The organism is Ectothiorhodospira mobilis, assembly GCF_016584115.1.
GTDB classification, from domain to species: domain Bacteria; phylum Pseudomonadota; class Gammaproteobacteria; order Ectothiorhodospirales; family Ectothiorhodospiraceae; genus Ectothiorhodospira; species Ectothiorhodospira mobilis.
The window spans coordinates 54,565-76,768 of record NZ_NRSK01000009.1; the positions used below are offsets into that span (position 1 = coordinate 54,565).

Here is a 22,204-nt window from a genome sequence, read left to right on the forward strand (position 1 = left end):
CGATTCATTGCGTATTATCGGTCAGCGGCGCGGCGCTGTCATGGCCCGCGTCGGCCGGGTGGCGGGGGGATGCCCCCGCCCCTCGTCCCGGCGCATGCAGTATCCTGTGTGCATGGGGGTTTCCCCGGCCATGCATCTCGAAAAAAGGATCTGTAACGTTGTACGCAGCCTATGAAGCGCGCCTCCAGGCCCTGGAAGGGCGGGGGCAGTCCGCCTACCTGCGGTCCTGCCGCGTGGGTCTGGAGAAGGAGAGCCTGCGGGTGAACCCCGACGGGGGCATCGCCCAGACCCCCCATCCCCCGGCCCTGGGAGCGGCCCTCACCCATCCCTGGATCACCACGGACTATTCCGAGGCCCTGCTGGAGTTCATCACCCCGCCCTGTGATGGCGGGGACGCGGCCCTGGCCTTTCTGCGGGATCTGCAGGCCTTCACCTATCCGCGTATCGGCCAGGAGTTCCTCTGGGCCACCAGCATGCCCTGCGTGCTGGACGGGGAGGCCAGTATTCCGGTGGCCCGCTATGGCACCTCCAACGCCGGACGCATGAAGACCGTCTACCGTCTGGGGCTGGGACACCGCTACGGCCGCCTCATGCAGGTGATCGCCGGGGTGCACTTCAACTTCTCCATGGGGGATGCCTTCTGGCCCGTGTACCGGGAGGTGACGGGCAGCAGCGAGGACCCGCGCCATTTCCGCGATCGCGTCTACTTCGGCATGATCCGCAACCTGCAGCGCCTGGGCTGGCTGGTGCCCTATCTCTTCGGTGCCTCCCCGGCGGTGTGCCGTTCCTTCCTGGCCGGCCGGCCCACCACCCTGGCGGAGTTCGACGAGGGCACCTACTACGAGCCCCACGCCACCAGCCTGCGCATGGGGGACATCGGCTACCAGAACCGCAAGGAGGAGGAGACGGGGATCAAGGCCAACTACAACAGCCTGGAGGCCTACACGCAGTCCCTGGAGCGGGCCATCCATACCCCTTCGCCGGACTATCAACGCATCGGTGTGTGTGTGGACGGGGAGTACCGCCAACTCAATGCCAATATCCTGCAGATTGAGAACGAGTACTACAGCACGGTGCGGCCCAAGCCGGTGATCCAGGGCAACGAGAAGCCCGTGCGCGCCCTGCGTCGCGGCGGTGTGGCCTATGTGGAACTGCGTTCCCTGGACGTGAACGCCTTCGAACCCATGGGGCTGGGGCGGGATCAATTGCACTTCCTGGAGGCCCTGATGATCTTCGCCCTGCTGGACGACAGCCCCGAGATCGACGAACTGGAGCAGCTCTCCATCGACCACAATCAGAGCGCCACGGCCCATCGCGGCCGCGATCCGGGACTGAAACTGTTGCTGCGGGACGGGCAGCCCATCCCCCTGCGCGCCTGGGCGGAGCAGATCCTGGAGGCCATGGGGCCCCTGTGCCGGGTGCTGGACGGGGAGTCCCCCGGGCGCCCCTACACCACCGCGCTGCAGGCCCAGCGGGCCAAGGTGGCCAACGCTTCCCTCACCCCCTCGGCGCGCATGCTGGAGGTGATGGCCGCCCGCGAGGAGGGGTTCCATCAGTTTGCCCGGCGGATCTCCCTGCAGCATGCGGATTATTTCCGGGGCGTGGCCCTGGATGCGGCGCGGGAGGTGGAGCTGGAGGCGGCCGCCGCCCGCTCCATCCGCGAGCAGCAGGACCTGGAGGCGGCGGACGAGCCGGACTTTGCGGAATACCTGCGCCGCTACTTCGCCCAGTGAACGGCCTTTGCCCCTTCGGATGATGGGGTGCGCTCCGGGCGCCCCCTGAGGGGCGGGATGCCGGGGTCAGCGCTCCTGGATGTCCAGCCCCACCAGCAGGCGTTCCCGCTCCGACAGGTCCCCCACCACGCGGCGGATGGGGGGCGGGAGCTTGCGCACCACCACCGGGGTGGCCAGGATCCGTTCGTCCTCTGCCAGCTGGGGCCGTTCCAGGATGTCCACCACCTCCACGTCCAGCTCCATGCCGGCGTTGGCCAGGTCCCGGGACAGGGTCTCCAGGTTCTCCAGGGCCCGGCGGGCGGCGGGGGTCATGCCGGCGATGTAGAGCTTGAGCAGGTAGCGCTTCATGTGCGGCTCCGGCTGACCGTGGCGCGGGCCCGCTGGATGTTGGCCAGGCGGCGTTCCAGCTCGGCGATCTCCCGATCCACCTCCACCGCCCGGGCATCGTCTTCGGCCCGGGTGAGGCGCTCCCGGGCCTCGTGGATGGCATCCATCTCCTGGCGCAGGCGGCGGCGCCGGGTCAGCTCCTCCTCCAATTGCTCCTGGCGCTGCTCGTCCTCCGCCTGGCGGGCCTCCCGGGCTGTGCCATAGGTGATGCCCCCCTCGCCGATGTAGGGCTCCTGGATCACCAGGCCCTGGTCGCAGAGACGGAATTCCTTCACCTGGTTGGAGATGGGCAGGCCACGGGCCTTCACCACCTGGATCAGGCGGTTGAGTTCGCCATTGTCCTCGTGGCGGCGCAGCTTGATCCAGACATCGATCATGGAGGAGACGTCCAGCTGGCTCACCCCCTGGCTGTCGTCCGCCAGGAGCTCCGTGGTCACGGCGGTGATGCCCCGTTCCTTGATGAGATACATCAGCCGCAGCAGCATTTCCTTGGCCCCGTCCCCCACATGGCGGCTGGCCAGGCTGCTGACCGGATCCAGGACCACCATGTCCGGGCGGTGGCGATCCAGGGCGCGCATGATGCGCATCAGATGCTCCTCCAGCCCCATCTCCATGGCCCGCACCGGCTCCATCACCAGCCGCCGCCCGCCGGCTTCCCCGGCATGATGAGGCAGATCGGTGCCGATGCTGCGCTGGTTGCGCACCAGTTCGTCCACGCTTTCCTCGAAGCTGATGAACAGCACCTTTTCGCCGCGGCTGCAGGCCGTCTGTGCGAAGGTGGCGGCGATGCTGGTCTTGCCGGTGCCCGCCTGACCCGAGAGCAGCACGGTGGAGCCCTGGTAGGGCCCGTGCCCCCCCAGCATCCGGTCCAGGTCGGGGATGCCGCTGGCGATGCGCTGGTCGGAGATCCGGGCATTGAGCACGGCCCCGCTCACCGGCACCATGAAGATGCCCTGTTCATCCAGCAGGAAGGGGAACTCACCCCCGGCATGGGGGCCGCCGCGGCGTTTCACCACCCGCAGCAGGCGGGTCATGGCCCGGTGGGTCATGTCCTGCTGGAGGGCGATGACACAATCGGCCACGTAGTCCTCCAGGCCGAAGCGGGTGTTGAAGTCCTCGATCTCTCCCGTGGTGATCAGGGAGGTGATTTCCCGGTCGCGGATCCAGTCGAAGAGCCGGCCCAGTTCCCGGCGCAGGCTGCCCTGTCCCCCAAAGGCCCCTTCCAGGCCATCCACCGCATCCAGCACCAGGCGCCGTGCACCGGCCCCCTCCAGGGCATGGTCGATGCGTGCCAGTACGGCGGTCAGCTCCAGGCCCCCGCCCACCACCTCGTCCTGGTCGGGACGCATGTCCAGGATGCGCAGACGCCCTTCCTGCCGGTATTCCTCCGCCGGAAAGCCGAACCCCTGGGCATGGTGGATCAGGGCCTCGGGGGCCTCGTCGAAGGTGACCAGCACGCCGTTCTCCCCCTCCCGGATGCCCTGGCAGAGGAAGGTGAGGGCGATCACCGTCTTGCCGGTGCCGGGACCGCCCCTTACCAGGCTGGGCCGCCCCACAGGCAGGCCCCCCTGGAGCACAAAGTCCAGGCCCTGGATACCGGTGCCGGCATGGCTGGATGCTGGAGGATTCACTGCACTGCTCCCTGGATCGGTCGGGGCCCCCGGCGGGGCCCTGCGTCGTGGTTGATCTGGGCCCTGGTACGGGACCGGTCTGCGCGGGATACTGCGGCCTTGTTCCATGGTTTTTCAAGGGACGTGCCGTGCCAGTGATCCCCACGGCCGACGGCGACGGGGTGTTCTCCGCCCGCGGCGTCACCCGCACCTACGTCATGGGCGAGGTCCGCATCCAGGCCCTGCGGGGCGTGGATCTGGACCTGTACGCCGGCGAACTGGCGGTGATGCTGGGGGCCTCGGGCTCCGGCAAGTCCACTCTGCTGAATATCCTGGGGGGGCTGGACCGGCCCACCTCGGGCTCGGTGCGCTATCGCGGTCAGGAGCTCGCCCAGGCCCCGGACCGGGTGCTCACCCGATTCCGCCGGGAGCACGTGGGCTTCGTCTTCCAGTTCTATAACCTCATCTCCAGCCTCACGGCGCGGGAGAACGTGGCCGTGGTCACCGAGATCGCCCGCGATCCCATGACCCCGGAGGCGGCCCTGGCCCTGGTGGGGCTGGAGGCGCGCATGGACCATTTCCCCTCCCAGCTCTCCGGCGGGGAGCAGCAGCGGGTGGCCATCGCCCGGGCCGTGGCCAAGCGCCCGGCGGTGCTGCTCTGCGACGAGCCCACCGGCGCCCTGGACTCGGGCACCGGCACCCGGGTGCTGGAGGTGCTGCAGGAGATCAATACCCGCTTTGGCACCACCACGGCGGTGATCACCCACAACGCCGTCATCGGGGACATGGCCGACCGGGTGATCCGCCTGGCGGACGGCCGGGTCCAGGAGACCTGGCGCAACACCCGGCGCCGGGCCCCCACGGAACTGGTGTGGTGATGCACCCGCTGCATCGCAAGCTGCTGCGGGACCTGGACCGCATGAAGGGACAGGTGGCGGCCATCGCCGTGGTCATCGCCGCCGGGGTCATGGTCCTGGTCCTGGGGGGGACCACCCTGGACGCCCTTTCCCTGTCCCGGGATCGGTTTTACGAAACCTATCATTTTGCCCGGATCTTCGCCGATCTCAAGCGCGCCCCGGAGCGGGTGGCCCGGGAGCTGGCCGATATCCCCGGGGTCGACCGGGTGCAGACCCGGGTGCGGGCCGGCCTGCGCCTGGAAGTGCCGGGGTTCGATGAGCCGGTGCGGGGGCTGGCCCTGTCCATCCCCGACGGCGCCCAGCCCCGGCTCAACCGCCTCGCCCTGCGCCAGGGGGGGTTGCCCGCCCCGGGCCGCCACGACCAGGTGGTGATCAGCGAGCCCTTCGCCCGAGCCCATGACCTGCGCCCCGGCGACGGTTTCACCGCCATCCTCAACGGGCGCCAGGAACGGCTGGTGATCAGCGGCATCGCCTTGTCCCCGGAGTTTGTCTACCAGGTGGGGCCGGGGGATCTGCTGCCGGACTATCGGCGCTTCGGTGTGCTCTGGATGAACCGCAGCGGGCTGGCTCGGGCCATGGACCTGGACGGGGCCTTCAACAACGTGGTCCTGGGGCTGCGCCCGGGGACGGACCCGGAAACGGTGATCGGCGCCGTGGATCATCACCTGGCCCCCTATGGCGGCACCGGCGCCATCTCCCGGGCGGATCAGGTCTCCCATCGCTTTTTGGAGGATGAACTGGGTCAGTTGCGGGTGAGCGCCACGGTGCTGCCGGTGATCTTCCTGGGGGTGGCGGCCTTCCTGCTCAATGTCCTGGTGGCGCGGGTGATCCGTACCCAGCGCCAGCAGGTGGCCCTGCTCAAGGCCTTCGGATACGACTCCCGCCAGCTGGCCATCCATTACGGCCTGTTCACCCTGGTCATCGTGGCCCTGGGGGTGATCCTGGGGGTGGTCCTGGGGGCCTGGGCGGCCGGGGAGCTGGCCGGGGTCTATGCCGAGTACTACCGCTTCCCCCGGCTGGTGTTCCGGCTGCAGCCGGGGATCGTGCTCCTGGGGGCGGCGGTGGCCTTTGCCGCGGGCCTTCTGGGCACCGTCTGGGCGGTGGCCGGCGCCGTACGCATGGCCCCGGCCGAGGCCATGCGCCCACCGGCCCCGGAGCGCTTCCGCGCCGGCTGGGTGGATCGCACCGGCATCGGCCGCCTGCTCTCCCAGCCCTCCCGCATCATCCTGCGCAACCTGGGCCGCCATCGCCTCAAGGCCGGGCTGTCCATGGTGGGCATCGCCCTCTCCGGCAGTCTGCTCATGGTGGGCAGCTACCAGTTCGGTGCCGTGGATCAGCTGCTGGATCTCCAGTACCGCAAGGTGCTGACCATGGACCTGCAGGTGGGCTTCACCGAGCCCACCTCCGAACGGGTCCTGGCCTCCTTGCGCGCGGCTCCCGGGGTGGATTTCGCAGAGGGGTTCCGCAGTGTGCCGGTGCGCCTGGTCCACGGCCACCGGGAAGAGCGCAGCCTGGTCCTGGGCATGGAGGCGCGGCCGCGGTTGCGGCAGGTACTGGATGCGGATCAGGCGCCGGTGGCCCTGCCTCCCGATGGGGTCCTGCTCACCGGATACCTGGCCCGGAGCCTGCACCTGTCTCCCGGCGATACCCTGCAGATGGAGGTGCTGGAGGGGCACCGCCGTATCCTGGAGGTGGAACTGGCGGGGGTCATCCATGAGCCCATCGGCACCAGTGCCTACATGGAACGACGCGCCCTGAACCGCCTCATGCGGGAAGGGCCCGCCCTTTCCGGGGCCTGGCTGCTGGTGGACCAGGGGCGCATGGAAGACCTTTTCGACACCCTCTGGCGTGCGCCGCGGATCGCGGAGATCAGCCGCATGGATGTCCTGGAGGGCCGCTTCCGGGACTATATCCAGGGCACGCTGCTGGTGATGATGGGCATCCTGCTGGCCATGGCCGGATCCATCACCTTCGCCGTGGCCTACAATAATGCCCGCATCGCCTTCGCCGAACGGGTCCGGGAACTGGCCACCCTGCGGGTCCTGGGGTTCTCCCGGGGGGAGGTGGGCTGGATCCTCATCGGCGAGATGGGGCTGATCACCCTCCTGGCCATCCCCCTGGGGTGGCTGTTGGGGACGGGGCTGGTGATCTGGCTGAACCAGGCCCTGGCGGCGGATCTGTTCCGCCTGCCCCTGGCGATCACACCCCGCATCTACGCCTTTGCCGCCGCGGGGGTGCTGCTGGCCACGGCCCTGTCCATGCTGCTGATCGGTCGCCGGCTGTATCACCTGGATATGCTGTCGGCCCTGAAGACCACCGAATGAGCGTGAAGCGTCGAGCCCACTGAGCCGGACCCGGGGATGCCAAAGCCATGTCGCGCACGAGAAAGCTGATCATCGCCCTGGTGGCCCTGCTCATCCCGGTGCTGCTGCTCCTGGCCCTGCGGCCGGCGCCGGTGCCGGTGACCGTCACCCCCGTGGAACAGGGGCCCATGCAGGTCTTTGTGGAGGATGAGGGCTGGACGCGCCTGCGGGAGCCCTTCACCGTGACCGCGCCCATGGGGGGATACCTGCGCCGCGTCCCCCTGGAGCCGGGGGATCCCGTGGCGGCGGGGGCGCCCCTGTTCTGGCTGGAACCGCCGCCGGTCCCGGCCCTGGATGCGCGCGAACGGGAACAGGCCGCCCAGGCCGTGGCGGCGGCCCGGGCGCGGCTGGAGGTGGCCAACGCCCAACTGGAGGCGGCCCGTTCCCGGGAGCGCCTGGCCCTGACGGCGTTCGGGCGCATCCGGGATCTCCAGTCCCGTGGACTGGCCCCGGAGGAGGCCCTGGATCGGGCCACCAGTGACCGGGAGACCGCGGCCGCCGAGCGGCAGCGGGCGGCAAAGGCGCGGGATGCCGCCCGGGCCGAGTGGATGGAGTCCCGGCTGCGGCTGGAGATGCATGGGGGGGTGCGCAGCGGGGAGGCGGTGGCGGTGCCCGCGCCGGTGGACGGGGTGGTGATGCGCCGCCACCGGCGCAGCGAGGGCCCGGTGGCCGCCGGTGAGCCGGTGCTGGAACTGGGGGACCCCGCCGCCCTGGAGGTGCGGGTGGACCTGCTCTCCATGGACGCCGTCCAGGTCCGCCCGGGGATGCGGGTGATCCTGGAGCGCTGGGGCGGGGGCGAGCCCCTGGAGGGGCGCGTGCGCCGGGTGGAACCGTCCGGATTCGAGGAGGTGTCGGCCCTGGGGGTGGAGGAGCGCCGGGTCACGGTCTGGTCCGTCCTCACCTCACCCCGGGGGCAGTGGTCCCGGCTGGGGGATGGCTATCGCGTGGAGGCCCGTTTCGTCCTGTGGGAAGGGGAGGATGTGATCCAGGTCCCCACCAGCACCCTGTTCCGCCACGGGGAGGGGCAGGCGGTGTTCGTGGTGGAATCCGGCCGGGCGCGGCTGCGCCCGGTGGAGACGGGCCGCAGCAGCGGTCTGTGGACCCAGATCCTCTCGGGCCTGGACCCCGGCGAGTCGGTGATCCGCCATCCCGGCTCCCGGGTGGCGGACGGGGTGTCTGTGGCCCCCGAGCCGGGCTGAGACCTCAGGCCGCCGCCGTCTGCCGTGGCGGCAGGGCCTCGCCGGAAGCGCCATCCCCCCCGTAGAGGTAATCCCGGGTCTCCGGCACCACGCCGTGCTTGCGGGCCAGCTGTACCTGGAACACCACCTGGCCCCAGAAGAGGAAGGTGCCCTCGCAACTGGCCAGGTAGAACTCCCACATGCGGCAGAAACGCTCGTCCAGGTGCTGCGCCGCCTCGGCCCGCACCGCCTGGAAGCGCTGGTACCATTCCGCCAGGGTGTAGGCGTAGTGCCGGCGCCACACCTCCACGTCGGTGCTCATCAGCGGGGTCTTCTCCAGGGCCGCGGTCACCTCCGAGAGGGCGGGGGTGTAGCCGCCGGGGAAGATGTAGCGGCTGAGCCAGGGGTTGCTCTTGCCCGGCGGGTCCACCCGCCCGATGCTGTGCAGCAGGGCCACCCCGTCGGGTCGCAGCAGGTCGTTCATCTGCTGGAAGAAGCGCCGGTAGTAGGGTTGGCCCACGTGTTCGAACATGCCCACGCTGACGATGCGGTCGTACTGCCCCTGGTGTTCCCGGTAGTCCCGCAGATGGAAATGCACCCGGTCGGACAGGCCGCGGCGCTCGGCCTCCTGCTGCGCCACCCGCAGCTGCTCCCGGGAGAGGGTGATGCCGTGCACCTCCACGTCCGCGTGCTGCGCCAGGTGGAAGGCCATGCTGCCCCAGCCGCAGCCGATGTCCAGCACGCGCATGCCCGGCTGCAGCAGCAGCTTGCGGCGGATGAGGTCCGCCTTGGCCTGCTGTGCCTCCTCCAGGGAGACCTCCGGGCGTTCGAAGTAGGCGCAGGAGTAGAACATCTCCCGGTCCAGAAAACGCCGGAACAGCCATTCATCCAGGTCGTAGTGATGGGAGACGTTGTGGTAGCTGCGGGTGATGCGGTTGCCCTGTTCCCAGAGCCGGCGCAGCAGGTTCATCCACACCCCCCGCCGGCGCCGGAACACCGGCGCGAAGTTGCGCATGACCAGGTGGATCAGGGGGCGCAGGCCCTCGGGGCCGGGTTCCCATCCCCCCTCCATATAGGTCTGGCCGAACTCCAGACCCGGATCCCAGGCGATGCGGCGCAGGACGGCGGGGTCCTTCACGTGCAGACTGGCCTCGGGTTCACCCTGGCCGAAACGCCGCGATCTGCCATCGGGCAGGTGCAGCACCAGGGTGCCGTCGCGCATCTGCCGACGGAGCATGTTCTCGAGCCACATCGGGATGCCCTCCTCTTTCTCCGGGTGAGGATGACCGTCCAAAAAGTATAGTTGCCCCCGGGTGGACGGCAAGGCGGTCTGTGGGCAGGAACGATCCGGCGGCCACCGGGGTCCGAAGGGAGAGGACCACCGGGACCATGGTGGTCGGGGAGGGGACATGAGTCTGTTGGTCAAGGGCCGGTTGCAGGGCGACTGGCTTTCCGAGGAGACCCGGGACGGGACGTTCGAGCGCCAGGAATCCCGGTTCCGGCACTGGATCACGCCGGACGGTGCCCCCGGACCCACGGGGGAGGGGGGATTCCCCGCCGAGCCCGGCCGCTATCATCTCTACGTCTCCCTGGCCTGCCCCTGGGCCCATCGCACCCTCATCCTGCGGAGGCTGAAGGGTCTGGAGGATCTGATCGGTGTGTCGGTGGTGCACCCCATCATGCCGGACACCGGATGGCATTTCGCCCCGTATCCCGGGGCCACCGGGGACCGGGTGAACGGCTTCGAACACCTGCATCAGGTGTACACCCTGGCGGACCCGGAATACACCGGGATCGTCACCGTCCCCGTGCTCTGGGACACCCATCGCCGCACCATCGTCAACAACGAATCGGCGGACATCGTGCGCATGTTCAACGGGGCCTTCGACGCCTTCACCGACCGGCGCACCGATTTCTATCCCCCGGCCCTGTGCCCGGCCATCGACGCCCTCAACGCACGCGTCTACGAGGACGTGAACAACGGCGTCTACCGCGCCGGCTTTGCCACGGATCAGCGGGCCTACGAGACGGCCTGCCGTCGGCTGTTCGCCGCCCTGGACGATCTGGAGGCGATCCTGGGACGCCAGCCCTGGCTCGTGGGGGATCGGATCACCGAGGCGGACTGGCGCCTCTTCACCACCCTGGTGCGCTTCGATGCCGTGTACCACGGCCATTTCAAGTGCAATGTCCGGCGCCTGGTGGACTATCCGAATCTATGGGCCTATACCCGCGCCCTCTATCAGGTGCCCGGGGTGGCGGAGACCGTCCACATGGATCACATCAAGACCCATTACTACGCCAGTCACCGCCACCTGAACCCCAGCGGCATCATCCCCCTGGGACCGGAGCTGGACTTCATGTCCCCCCATGGCCGGGAGACCCCTCCCGGGGTTCAAAGCGCAGCGCCGCCGAGTTGATGCAGTAGCGCAGGCCCGTGGGCCAGGGGCCGTCGTTGAAGACATGCCCCAGATGGGCATCGCAGCGGCGGCAGCGCACCTCCACCCGTTTCATGCCCAGGCGATGATCGGCGTGCTCCTCCAGGGCCTGTTCGTCCACCGGCTGCCAGTAGCTGGGCCAGCCGCTGCCGGATTCGTACTTGTGCTCGCTGTCGAACAGGGGCGCGCCGCAGCAGATGCAGCGATACAGGCCCGGGGCCTCGTGGCCGTAGTAGCGGCCGGTGAACGGCGGCTCGGTGCCGCCCCGGCGGGTCACCTCGAAGGCCTCCGGAGAGAGTTCCGCCTGCCAGGCGGCTTCGGATTTGCGGATCTTGTCGTTCATGGTGCGGGCAATCGCCTTGTCAGGGTGTGGAAAGGATCGGGTATGATCATGGGCCGGTGGTGCTTGCCCCGGCCCGTGGGTATTGGACCACACTATCGCCCCCAGGCTCCCCGATTCCGGAATCATCCATGACCTGTCCCGACTGCCAGACCATTGAGCGTTGCCACCAAGGACCAGGGGAACTGCTGCTGGCCCCCTTCCTCTCCCATACCCTCAACAGCGTGCGCCGGGGCCTGGAGGCCCGGGGCCTGACCACGCGGGAGGCCAGCCCCGGGGTGCTTTCGGTGCACCTGCCCGACGGCGGACCGGCGGCGGTGGACGGACCCCTGCGGGAGCTCATGAGCGAGGCGGAGATCCGCGACTGCCGCGCCAGCTTCCTGCCCCAGGGGCACACCTTCGGCATCGCCTCCCTGCGGGACACCCACAGCCTGGAGACCCTGCTGGCCCGCGCCGGCAGTGGCTGGCTGGCGGACCTGATCGAGGCGGACCGCTTCGAATTCCACTTCCAGCCCATCGTCTCCTGCGCCGATCCGGGCCGGCCCTTCGCCTACGAATCCCTCATGCGCGGGGTGATCCCGGGCCAGGAGGCCCGCGTGCCGCCGGGCCGGCTCATCGCCCAGGCCCGGGCCTCGCAACTGCTCTTCCAGCTGGACCGGGCCGCCCGCATCAACGCCATCCGCCAGGCGGTGGCCCATGGCTTCGAGGCCCGGGTGTTCATCAACTTCAACCCCACCACCATCTACGACCCGGCCTTCTGCCTCAAGAGCACCCTGGAAGAGGTGGACCGCCTGGGGGCGGACGCCGACCGGCTGGTGTTCGAGGTGGTGGAGTCCGAGCACGTCTCCGACACACAGCACCTGCAGCGCATCGTGGACCACTACAAGCAGGCGGGTTTCCAGGTGGCCCTGGACGACCTGGGGGCGGGCTATTCCTCGCTGAACCTGCTCTCCAGCCTGCGCCCCGATTTCGTCAAGTTCGACCGGGAACTGGTCTCCCACGTGCACGAGGACACCTACAAGCAGACGGTGCTCTCCAAGCTCATCGAGATGGCGCAGGAGCTGGAGATCTGCACCATCGCCGAGGGGGTGGAGCAGGTGGGGGAGTGGGAGTGGCTGCGTGCGCGGGCGGTGGACTATGTGCAAGGCTATCTCTTCGCCCGTCCCGCCTCGCCGCCGCCCGACCCGGTTTCCCCCGGCGGCCCGGCCGGACCCTGATCCTCCCCATCCCCGACCCGAAACGGAGCGTCCATTGACCGATCCCATCGCCTCCGCCTACCGCCTGCTCGAGGCCTCCCTGGTGTACAGCGAGGGCCGGGAGGTGGGTACCATCGCCAGTCTGGACGCCCATGCCCCGGCGGAGAACTACGCCGACTGCTTCGTGCGTGACTTTGTCCCCTCGGCCCTGGTCTTCCTCCTGGACGGGCGCGGCGAGATCGTGCGCGATTTCCTGGCCCTGGTGCTGCGCCTGCGGGACCAGCAGGAGGAGGTGGAAGGGCACCGCACCGTGGCCAAGGTGATGCCCGCCAGCTTCCGCGTGCACTGCGACGAGACCGGCCGGGAGGAGATCCATGCCGATTTCGGTGACCGCGCCATCGGCCGCGTGGCCCCGGTGGACTCCATGATGTGGTGGCTCATCCTGCTGGTGGCCTACGAGCGCATCTCCGGCGACCGGGCCTTCACCCGTTCGGCGGAGTGCCAGCGGGGCATCCGCATGATCCTCAACATCTGTCTGCAGGACCGTTTCGAGATCTTCCCCACGCTGCTGGTGCCCGACGGCTCCTTCATGATCGACCGGCGCATGGGGGTCTACGGCCATCCCCTGGAGATCCAGGCCCTGTTCTTCGGCGCCCTGAAGGCGGCCCTGGCGATGCTGGACGACGCCAACCCGGAGAACCGGGGGGTGCGCGACCACTCGGACAAGCGCATCGCCCAGCTCACCGAATACGTGCGCCATTACTACTGGCTGGATGAGGACCGGCTGAACCGCATCCACCGCTTCCGCACCGAGGTCTTCGGCCACGACTCGGAGAATGCCCTGAACATCCACCCCGAGAGCATCCCCGACTGGGTGAGCGACTGGCTGCCGGTGGACGCGGGCTACCTGGTGGGCAACCTGGGCCCGGGGCGCATGGACTTTCGTTTCTTCGCCCTGGGCAATCTGCTCTCCGCCCTGTTCGGCCTCACCGATGCGGACCAGTCCCGGGCCATGATGCGCCTCTACGAGCAGCGCTGGGACGACCTCATGGGCATGATGCCGGTAAAGATCTGCTACCCGGCCATGCAGGGGGAGGAATGGCGCCTGAAGACCGGCTCCGACCCCAAGAATATCCCCTGGTCCTACCACAACGGCGGCAACTGGCCGGCGCTGCTCTGGGCCTTCGTGGCCGCGGCCCTGCAGGCCGGGCGCCCGGACCTGGCGCGGCGGGCCTTCGACAGCGCCGCCACGCGCCTGGCCCGCAACGGCTGGCCGGAATACTACGATGGCCGCAACGGCCGGCTCATGGGGCGCCGGGCTAACTTCAACCAGACCTGGTCCGCCACGGCCCTGATCGTGGCGGACAAGTTCCTCAACGATCCGTCCAGCCTGGACGTTCTCAGCCTCAAGGGATACGGGAAGACGCATGAAGAAGACCCAGAGCAAGGCGACGCGGGGTGAAGGTCTCTACATCGTCCTGGTGAGCATCCACGGCCTTATCCGTGGTGAGAACCTGGAACTGGGACGGGACGCCGATACCGGCGGCCAGACCAAGTACGTGGTGGAACTGGCCCGGGCCCTGGCCCGGCACCCGGAGGTGGGGCGGGTGGACCTGCTCACCCGCCGCGTGGAGGACAGCCGCGTCTCCGGCGACTACGCCCGGCCGGAGGAGGACCTGGGCCACGGGGCGCGCATCATCCGCCTGGACTGCGGCCCCCGCCGCTACCTGCGCAAGGAAAAGCTCTGGCCCTATCTGGACTGCTTTGCCGACAACGCCATCAAGCACATCCGCCGCGTGGGCCTGCGGCCCGACGTGGTCCACGGCCACTACGCCGACGCCGGCCACGTGGCCGTGCGCGTGGCCAACCTCCTGGGGGTGCCGGTGGTGCAGACCGGCCACTCCCTGGGCCGGGTCAAGCGCGAACGGCTGCTGGCCAAGGGGGTCCCGGAGCGGGACATCGAGTCCCGCTACAGCATCAGCCGCCGTATCGAGGCGGAAGAGGAGGTGCTGGCCAACGCCTACATGGTGATCGCCAGCACCCAGCAGGAGGTGGAGGAGCAATACGCCATCTACGATCACTACCAGCCGGAGCGCATGGTGGTGATCCCCCCGGGCACGGACCTGAAGCGCTTCCATCCCCCCAGGGCCCGCTCACCGCGCCCGCCCATCTACAAGGACCTGGCGCGCTTTCTCAAAAAGCCGGACAAGCCCATCGTCCTGGCCCTCTCCCGGCCCGATGAGCGCAAGAACATCCCCACCCTCATCCAGGCCTACGCCGAACACGAGGGCCTGCGGGAGATGGCCAACCTGGTGATCGTGGCCGGCAACCGGGACCGCATCCGCGACCTGGACCGGGGCGCCCGCGACGTGCTCACCGAGGTCCTCATGCGCATCGACGACCACGACCTCTACGGCCAGGTGGCCTATCCCAAGCACCACAGTCCGGACGACGTCCCCGACCTGTACCGTCTGGTGACCCGCACCCGCGGGGTCTTCGTCAACCCGGCCCTCACCGAACCCTTCGGCCTCACCCTCATCGAGGCCTCCGCCAGCGGCGCCCCCTTCGTGGCCACCGACGACGGCGGCCCGCGGGACATCCTCGCCCACTGCAACAACGGGGTGCTGGTGAACGCCCTGGACAGCGACACCATGGCCCGGGAGATCTTTTCCATCATCAGCGATCCCGAGCGCTGGAAACGCCTCTCGGACAACGGCCTCAAGGGGGTGCGCAAGCATTATTCCTGGGAAGGGCATGCCGACAAGTACGTCAAGCGCATCAAGGGCCTGCGCCGCGAGGCCGGGCGCATCCGCCGTGGCCAGCAGCGCCTCTCCGGCAAGCTCTCCCAGGCGGACCGGGCCCTCGTCTCCGACATCGACAACACCCTCCTGGGGGACCGGGGCGGCCTGCGCACCATGCTGCAGCGCCTCAAGGACGAGGGCCGGGACGTGGCCTTCGGCATCGCCACCGGCCGCCGCCTGGACTCCGCCATCCAGATCCTGCGGGAATGGGGCGTACCCACCCCCGACCTGATGATCACCTCCGTGGGGGCCGAGATCCACTACGGCCCGGAGATGACCGAGGACCTGGGCTGGGCGCGGCACATCGACTACCGCTGGGAGCCGGACGCCCTGCGCGCGGCCCTGCTGGAACTGCCGGGGATCGAACTGCAGCCCGAGGAGGACCAGCGCCGGCACAAGATCAGCTTCTTCGTGGACCCGGCCGAGGCCCCGGGCATGAACGAGATCGAGCGCCTGCTGCACCAGAAGGACCTGCACGCCAACATCATCTACTCCCACGACCACTTCCTGGACCTGCTCCCGGTACGGGCCTCCAAGGGCTTTGCCGTGCGCTACTTCGCCGACAAATGGGGCATCCCCGTGGAACGGGTCCTGGTGGCAGGGGACTCGGGCAACGACGAGGACATGCTCCGGGGCAGCACCCTCGGTGTGGTGGTGGGCAACCACGCCCGCGAACTGGAAAAGCTCTACGGCTTCAAACGCATCTACTTCGCCGACGCCACCCACGCCGGCGGCATCGCCGAAGCCTTCGACCACTACCAGTTCTTCGGCCGCTGCGGCCTCCCCGGAGAGGGAGGAACGTAGCCCCGGGAATGCCGGGCCCCACCCGGCCCCTGGGAACTCCGGCCCGGTAAACGTTTCTGGATGCGCGACGACTGGGACCGGTAGATCCGCGATCAGCGGCATCTGGATGCAGTCGTGGCGTATATCCACCGCAATCCGGTGAAGGCCGGCCTGTGCGGCAGTCCGGAGGAATGGTTGTGGTCCAGTGCGGCCAGGAGGACCGGGCCCGGCGCTGCCGGGGACTGACCCTGTCCGTCACCCCGTGCGCGTCACCGCCCGCAGCCGGGCCTCCACGTCCGTCCAGTCGGGCACGGCGTCCTCCGGCGCGATGAGTTCCAGGCGGCTGTCCCGCCGCCAGGTGATGGGGGTGATCTCCAGTCGGCCCTCGGCCCAGTCCAGGCGCTGCCATTCCCGGCCGGTGCGCACCACCCCCTTGGCCCGGGTCAGGGCATCGAAGGGGGGCGCGCCGAACAGGGCCTCCAGGCCCTTGCGGTCGAAGATCACCTCCGGGCCGAAGCACCAGCCCCGGGCCGTGTCCGCCTCGGGGGCCTGGCCGTGGTCGGGGAGGCCCGGGGCGGTCAGGGGGCAGGCCGCCTCCGCGCCGGCCGCCCCGGGCTGTACCGGGGTGAAGGCACCGCCGGGCCGGGCCCGGCCCGCCAGATCCAGCAGGGCCGGGTCCACCTCCCCGCGGGTGGTGCGCACCACCGCCAGTTTCGGGGGATACAGCCCGGCCAGATGGGTCTCCAGGGCCCGCATCCGGTCCTCGGGGGCCACGTCGGTCTTGTTGAGGACCACCACATCCGCCAGGGCCAGCTGGTCGGCGTAGATCAGGGATTTCTCCAGGCGCTCCTCACTGAAGCCCGAGGGGTCCACCACGGTGAGGATATTGCCCAGGCGCACCGCCCCCGCCAGCCAGGGGTCGCGCAGGGTGTCGACGATGCCGGCGGGGTGGCCCAGCCCCGTGGGTTCCAGCAGCAGCCGGTCCGGTCGCACCTCCCGCAACAGGCGGGTGAGGGCGACGCGCAGGTTCATGGCCCCGGTGCAGCAGATGCAGCCCCCGGAGACCTCGCGCACGGGGATGCCGCCGCCGGCGTCCTCCAGTACGCCGCCGTCGATGCCCACCTCGCCGAACTCGTTCACCAGCACCGCCCAGCGTTCGCCGGGGGCGTGATGACGCAGCAGGTGCAGGATGGCGGTGGTCTTGCCGGCGCCGAGAAAGCCGCTGATCAGGTTCAGCGTGGTGCGGGGGGTGGGGTTCTTCGCTGCGGTCATGGGGGATGGGGTTGGGGATGGACCCCCATTCTGACATGAAGCCTCCGCCTTGGCCGCCCCTTTTCCGGGCGCTATAGTTGGGATTGATCCACGATCCACTGTGCAAGGACATCCCCCATGCCCATGAAAGACGCCGCCCCCCGCGCCATCCGCCTCGAGGACTACGCGCCGCCCCAGTGGCGGGTGGACGCGGTGTATCTGGACTTCGCCCTGGATCCGGAGCAGACCCGCGTGCGCTCCCGGCTGGAGCTGACCCGGCTGGTGGACGACCCGGCCCCGCTGGTGCTCAACGGCCAGGATCTGGGCCTGGAAGGGCTGCAGGTGGACGGTCACGACTGGCCCGAAGACCGGCGCACCCTGGAGGCGGAGCGCCTGCTGCTGCACGACCTGCCCGCCACCTGCGTGGTGGAGCTGGAGACGGTGATCGAGCCCCGGGCCAACACGGCCCTGGAGGGGTTGTATGTCTCCGGGGGGAATTTCTGCACCCAGTGCGAGGCCGAGGGGTTCCGGCGCATCACCTGGTTCCCGGACCGGCCGGACGTGCTCACGGTCTACACCGTGCGTCTGGAGGCGGACCGGGCCACCTGCCCGGTCCTGCTCTCCAACGGCAATCCGGTGGAGTCGGGGGATCTGCCCGGTGGCCGCCACTACGCCATCTGGCACGACCCCTTCCCCAAGCCCAGCTATCTCTTCGCCCTGGTGGCCGGGGATCTGGTCTGCCAGCAGGATCGTTTTATCACCCGCTCGGGCCGGGAGGTGGACCTGCGCATCTATGTGCAGCGGCACAACCTGGACCAGTGCGACCATGCCATGGCCTCGCTGAAGAAGGCCATGCGCTGGGACGAGGAGATCTTCGGCCGGGAGTACGATCTGGAGATCTACATGATCGTGGCCGTGGATGACTTCAACATGGGGGCCATGGAGAACAAGGGCCTGAACGTGTTCAACTCCAAGTACGTCCTGGCCCGCCCGGAGACGGCCACCGACGACGACTTCGTGGCCATCGAGGGGGTCATTGCCCACGAGTATTTCCACAACTGGTCGGGCAACCGGGTCACCTGCCGCGACTGGTTCCAGCTCTCCCTCAAGGAGGGGCTCACCGTCTTCCGCGACCAGGAATTCACCGCCGATCAGAGCCTGCGGGCGGTCAAGCGCATCCACGACGTGCAGCGCCTGCGTTCGCTGCAGTTCCCCGAGGATGCGGGTCCCATGGCCCATCCCGTGCGTCCCCATTCCTATATCGAGATCAACAACTTCTACACCATGACGGTGTACGAGAAGGGGGCCGAGGTGGTGCGCATGATCCAGACCCTGGTGGGCCGGGAGGGATTCCGCCGCGGGCTGGATCTGTACTTCCAGCGCCACGACGGCCAGGCGGTGACCACGGAGGACTTTGTGCGGGCCATGGAGGATGCCACCGGGCGCGATCTGGGCCGGTTCCGTCTCTGGTACGAGCAGGCCGGTACGCCGCGGCTGGAGGTGGACGGCCATCATGACGCCGCCACTGCCACCTACCGGCTCACGGTGCGCCAGTCCTGCCCGCCCACCCCGGAGCAGCCGGAGAAGCGGCCCATGCACATCCCCCTGCGCATGGCGCTGCTGGATCCCCGGGGCCGGCCCCTGCCGCTGCAGTTGTCCGATGACACGGACGGGGAGGCGCCGCCCCGGGAGCGGGTGCTGGATGTCACCGAGGCCGAACAGACCTTCGTCTTCCAGGGCGTGGAGGCGCCGCCGGTGCCCTCCCTGCTGCGGGGCTTCTCCGCCCCGGTGAAACTGCACTTCCCGTACACCCACGAGGACCTAGCCTTCCTTATGGCCCACGACGGCGATGACTTCAACCGCTGGGAGGCGGGGCAGCAACTGGCCCTGAAGGTGCTGCTGGCGCAGATCCGCGCCCTGCAGGCGGGGGAGGAGCCCACCCTGGACCCGGCCCTGGAGACCGCCTTCGCCCGCGTGCTGGAGGACGAGACCCTGGACGCCGCCCTCGTGGCCGAGGCCCTGACCCTGCCCGGCGAGGGCTATCTGGCGGATCAGATGGAGGAGGTGGACGTGGATGCCATCCACCGGGCCCGGCGGTTCACCCGGCAGTCTCTGGGGCGGGCCCTGGCGGAGCGCTGGCGGGCGCGTCACGACGCCCTGGTGGACAGCCGGGGCGGGGACACGGCGGCCATGGGCCGGCGGCGCCTGCGGGATCTGTGCCTGGCCTACCTGTGTGCCCCCGGGGAGCGGGAGGCCCTGGCGCTGGCCCGGTCCCGGTACGAGCAGGCCCGGGACATGACCGGGGCCATGGGGGCCCTGCGGGCCCTGATGGACCATCCGGGCCCGGAGCGGGACGAGGCCCTGGCGGATTTTGAGACCCGCTGGCGCCAGGACCCCCTGGTGCTGGACAAGTGGTTCGCCCTGCAGGCCGCCTCCGGGGCCCCCGGCACCCGGGAGCGGGTGGAGGCCCTCATGGCCCATCCCGGCTTCTCCCTGCGCAACCCCAACCGGGTGCGGGCCCTGCTCGGGACCTTCGCCATGGCCAACCCGGTGCATTTCCATGCCGCGGACGGCGAGGGCTACCGCCTGGTGACCGGGGCCATCCTGGAACTGGACGCCCTCAATCCCCAGGTGGCCGCGCGTCTGGCCACCAGCCTGCTGCGCTGGCGGCGCTTCGATGCCTCCCGGCGGGAGCACATGCGGGCCGCCCTGGAGCGCATCGTGGCCCGGCCGGGGGTGTCGCCGGATGTCTACGAGGTGGCCTCCCGCGCCCTGGCCTGAGCCGGGCGCAGGACCGCCCGCCGGGGTGATAGCCGGGGTCAATGGGATCGATGGCAAATCTCAATTTCAAGAATGGTTATCAACTGCGTATTATTCTCAGTAAAGAAATTCAGCGCAGAGAGGAATCCGCCATGATCAAGACCATCAGCTTTGCCATCGCCCACTTCACCGTGGCCTTCTCCGTCACCTTCGCGCTCACGGGCAGCATCGTCATCGGCGGACTCGTGGCCCTGGTGGAGCCCACGGTCAACACCGTGGTCTATCACTTCCACGAGAAGCTCTGGGATCGCATCCGCGCCCGCCGGGCCCGGACCCAGGAGGCCCCCCAGGGGGTGGCCGGGATGACCGTCGGGGGGTGATCCCCCGACGGCCCGGCGCTTTTGCTTCCCGGCCCCAGGCTGTATCTTGAGGGAGGACCTGTATCGCAAGCCCCGGATTCCGTCCTCCATGCAGCCACCCAGCGCGGATCCCCTCCGCATCCTCCAGGATACCTTCGGTTACACCTCCTTCCGTCCCCCCCAGGACGCCGTGATCGAGACCCTCATGGGCGGCGGCGATGCCCTGGTGATCATGCCCACCGGCGGCGGCAAGTCCCTGTGCTACCAGATCCCGGCCATGGCCCTGCCCGGCACGGGGGTGGTGGTGTCGCCGCTGATCGCCCTGATGCAGGATCAGGTGGCGGCCCTGCGCCAGGCGGGGGTGCGTGCCGCCTGTCTCAATTCCACCCTGGACCTGGATGAGGTGCGCCAGGTGGAGCGGGACCTGCTGGAGGGGGATCTGGATCTGCTCTATGTGGCCCCGGAGCGCCTGCTGGCGGAGCGCACCCTGGAGCTGCTCTCCCGGGCCCGCATCAATCTCTTCGCCATCGACGAGGCCCACTGCGTCTCCCAGTGGGGGCACGACTTCCGTCCTGAGTACATCCGTCTGTCGCTGCTGGCCCGGCACTGGCCCCGGGTGCCACGCATCGCCCTCACCGCCACCGCCGACGCCCGCACCCGCGATGAGATCCGCGAGCGCCTGGGTCTGGAGGGGGCGCGGGCGTTCATCAGCGGTTTCGATCGTCCCAACATCCGCTACCGCATCCACCAGGGTCGGGGCAATGCCCGCCAGGCCCTGTTGCGCTTCATCCGCGAGACCCATCCCGGGGAGGCGGGGATCGTTTATTGCCTGTCCCGCAAGCGGGTGGAGGAGGTGGCCACCTGGCTGCAGGAGGCGGGACTCGATGCCCTGCCGTATCACGCGGGCCTGGGGTCCCAGGTGCGGGAGGCGCATCAGCGGCGGTTCCTCAACGAGGAGGGGGTGATCATCGTCGCCACCATCGCCTTCGGCATGGGCATCGACAAGCCCAACGTGCGCTTCGTCGCGCACCTGAATCTGCCCAGGAGCATCGAGGCCTATTACCAGGAGACGGGGCGCGCTGGCCGCGACGGGCTGCCGGCGGATGCCTGGATGCGCTACGGCCTGCAGGATGTGATCACCCTGCGGCAGATGCTGGACGCCTCCGAGGCGGACGATGCCCGCAAGCGCCTGGAGCGCCACAAGCTGGACGCCATGCTGGGGCTGTGCGAGACCACCGCCTGCCGCCGCCAGGCCCTGCTGGCCTATTTCGGTGAGACCCTGGAGGCCCCCTGCGGTAATTGTGACAACTGCCTGGAGCCGCCGGAGACCTGGGATGCCACGGTGGCGGCGCAGAAGGCGTTGTCCTGTGTGCACCGCACGGGGCAGCGTTTCGGGGTGAATTATCTGGTGGATGTGCTGCGTGGTCGGGAGGATCCGCGCATCAAGCATTTCGGCCACGATGGCCTGAGCGTCTTTGGCATCGGTGCGGATCTGGCCGTGGAGGCCTGGCGCGGGGTATTCCGCCAGCTCATCGCCCGGGGTCTGCTGGCCGTGGATGTGGAGGGGCACGGGGCGCTGCGGCTGGATGAGTCCTGCCGGCCGGTGTTGCGGGGGGAGACGCAACTGCTGCTGCGCCGGGAGGTGCGGGCCCCGGCCGGGAGACGCACGGCGCGGCGTACGGCGGCCTCGGCCCTGACGGACCCGGCGGACCGGGACCTGTTCGAGGCCCTGCGGGACTGCCGGCGGCGGCTGGCGGAGGCCCAGGGGGTGCCCCCCTATGTGGTGTTCCACGATGTCACCCTGATGGAGATGGCGCGGCGCCGGCCGTCCACCCTGGCGGATCTGGCGGAGATCCCCGGGGTGGGGGAGCGCAAGCTGGAGACCTTCGGGGGGGATTTTCTGGCGGTGATCGCGGGGGAGGGATGATCCTGAGTCAGGCAGGGGGCGTCGCGGGCCGGGGGGCCTTGCGCGGGACGCCGTGAATCCAGTCCCGTGGGGGATCGCTGGGAGCACCAAGTACCCGCTTGGCTCAAGTGCGATGCCGAGCTAGGGCTCGGCGTTCCCAGGGGGCCGGGTAAGAGCCCGGCGTT

Annotated in this window: 16 protein-coding genes; 11 read left to right on the forward strand and 5 right to left on the reverse strand. The window is 69.4% G+C overall.

The window, feature by feature from the left end; all coding sequences use genetic code 11:
* Positions 1–158 precede the first annotated feature (158 nt).
* Positions 159–1,733, forward strand: a complete 1,575-nt coding sequence (gshA, locus tag CKO33_RS05680) for a glutamate--cysteine ligase (protein WP_200180184.1) — start codon at positions 159–161, stop codon at positions 1,731–1,733.
* Positions 1,734–1,799: 66 nt separating this feature from the next.
* Here the strand turns inward: gshA and CKO33_RS05685 are convergent, their stop codons facing one another.
* The gene (locus tag CKO33_RS05685; RefSeq protein WP_200180186.1) at positions 1,800–2,081 is read right to left on the reverse strand and encodes a circadian clock KaiB family protein; all 282 of its coding nucleotides are present in this window, start codon (positions 2,079–2,081) and stop codon (positions 1,800–1,802) included.
* The gene (gene kaiC, locus CKO33_RS05690) at positions 2,078–3,751 is read right to left on the reverse strand and encodes a circadian clock protein KaiC (RefSeq protein WP_338081735.1); all 1,674 of its coding nucleotides are present in this window, start codon (positions 3,749–3,751) and stop codon (positions 2,078–2,080) included. The genes CKO33_RS05685 and kaiC overlap by 4 nt, the downstream gene beginning before the upstream one ends.
* Positions 3,752–3,948: 197 nt before the next feature.
* Between kaiC and CKO33_RS05695 the strand changes: the two genes are divergently transcribed.
* Genes CKO33_RS05695 through CKO33_RS05705 form a run of 3 tightly spaced genes read left to right on the forward strand, consistent with a single transcriptional unit; the run spans position 3,949 to position 8,209 of the window.
* Entirely contained in the window at positions 3,949–4,608 is a 660-nt protein-coding gene (locus CKO33_RS05695; RefSeq protein ID WP_200180241.1) for an ABC transporter ATP-binding protein, read from the forward strand.
* Entirely contained in the window at positions 4,608–6,971 is a 2,364-nt protein-coding gene (locus tag CKO33_RS05700) for an ABC transporter permease (RefSeq protein WP_200180190.1), read from the forward strand. Before CKO33_RS05695 ends, CKO33_RS05700 begins: the two co-directional genes overlap by 1 nt.
* A 47-nt stretch (positions 6,972–7,018) precedes the next feature.
* Entirely contained in the window at positions 7,019–8,209 is a 1,191-nt protein-coding gene (locus CKO33_RS05705) for an efflux RND transporter periplasmic adaptor subunit (protein ID WP_200180192.1), read from the forward strand.
* A gap of 4 nt (positions 8,210–8,213) precedes the next feature.
* Here CKO33_RS05705 and CKO33_RS05710 read toward each other — a convergent pair whose 3' ends face one another.
* Positions 8,214–9,440 carry an SAM-dependent methyltransferase gene (locus CKO33_RS05710; RefSeq protein ID WP_242472484.1) on the reverse strand — a complete coding sequence of 409 codons (1,227 nt, stop codon included), beginning with the start codon at positions 9,438–9,440 and terminating at the stop codon, positions 8,214–8,216.
* A 157-nt stretch (positions 9,441–9,597) separates the two neighbouring features.
* On the opposite strand from CKO33_RS05710, the gene CKO33_RS05715 reads away from it, so the two are divergent.
* A complete protein-coding gene (locus tag CKO33_RS05715) occupies positions 9,598–10,605 on the forward strand; it encodes a glutathione S-transferase family protein (RefSeq protein WP_200180194.1) in 1,008 nt (335 codons plus the stop codon).
* On the opposite strand, the gene msrB is transcribed toward CKO33_RS05715, so the two are convergent.
* Positions 10,544–10,966, reverse strand: a complete 423-nt coding sequence (msrB, locus tag CKO33_RS05720; RefSeq protein ID WP_200180195.1) for a peptide-methionine (R)-S-oxide reductase MsrB — start codon at positions 10,964–10,966, stop codon at positions 10,544–10,546. The genes CKO33_RS05715 and msrB overlap by 62 nt on opposite strands.
* 128 nt (positions 10,967–11,094) lie before the next feature.
* Between msrB and CKO33_RS05725 the strand changes: the two genes are divergently transcribed.
* Genes CKO33_RS05725 through CKO33_RS05735 form a run of 3 tightly spaced genes read left to right on the forward strand, consistent with a single transcriptional unit; the run spans position 11,095 to position 15,764 of the window.
* A complete protein-coding gene (locus CKO33_RS05725; protein WP_200180196.1) occupies positions 11,095–12,180 on the forward strand; it encodes an EAL domain-containing protein in 1,086 nt (361 codons plus the stop codon).
* 34 nt (positions 12,181–12,214) lie between these two features.
* Positions 12,215–13,621, forward strand: a complete 1,407-nt coding sequence (locus CKO33_RS05730; protein ID WP_439099422.1) for a glycoside hydrolase 100 family protein — start codon at positions 12,215–12,217, stop codon at positions 13,619–13,621.
* Positions 13,587–15,764, forward strand: a complete 2,178-nt coding sequence (locus CKO33_RS05735) for an HAD-IIB family hydrolase (RefSeq protein WP_200180198.1) — start codon at positions 13,587–13,589, stop codon at positions 15,762–15,764. The genes CKO33_RS05730 and CKO33_RS05735 overlap by 35 nt, the downstream gene beginning before the upstream one ends.
* A 234-nt stretch (positions 15,765–15,998) precedes the next feature.
* Here CKO33_RS05735 and CKO33_RS05740 read toward each other — a convergent pair whose 3' ends face one another.
* Positions 15,999–17,015 carry a CobW family GTP-binding protein gene (locus CKO33_RS05740; protein WP_200180199.1) on the reverse strand — a complete coding sequence of 339 codons (1,017 nt, stop codon included), beginning with the start codon at positions 17,013–17,015 and terminating at the stop codon, positions 15,999–16,001.
* Positions 17,016–17,138: 123 nt separating this feature from the next.
* Here CKO33_RS05740 and pepN point away from each other — a divergent pair, with 123 nt between their 5' ends.
* The 3 genes from pepN to recQ all read left to right on the forward strand — a co-directional run bounded on the left by pepN (position 17,139) and on the right by recQ (position 22,040).
* On the forward strand, positions 17,139–19,775 hold the full coding sequence (gene pepN / locus CKO33_RS05745; RefSeq protein ID WP_200180245.1) for an aminopeptidase N: 2,637 nt from the start codon (positions 17,139–17,141) through the stop codon (positions 19,773–19,775).
* Between the two features lie 131 nt (positions 19,776–19,906).
* The gene (locus CKO33_RS05750) at positions 19,907–20,134 is read left to right on the forward strand and encodes a DUF2061 domain-containing protein (protein ID WP_200180200.1); all 228 of its coding nucleotides are present in this window, start codon (positions 19,907–19,909) and stop codon (positions 20,132–20,134) included.
* An 88-nt stretch (positions 20,135–20,222) separates the two neighbouring features.
* Positions 20,223–22,040 carry a DNA helicase RecQ gene (gene recQ, locus CKO33_RS05755; RefSeq protein WP_200180202.1) on the forward strand — a complete coding sequence of 606 codons (1,818 nt, stop codon included), beginning with the start codon at positions 20,223–20,225 and terminating at the stop codon, positions 22,038–22,040.
* Positions 22,041–22,204: the final 164 nt, after the last annotated feature.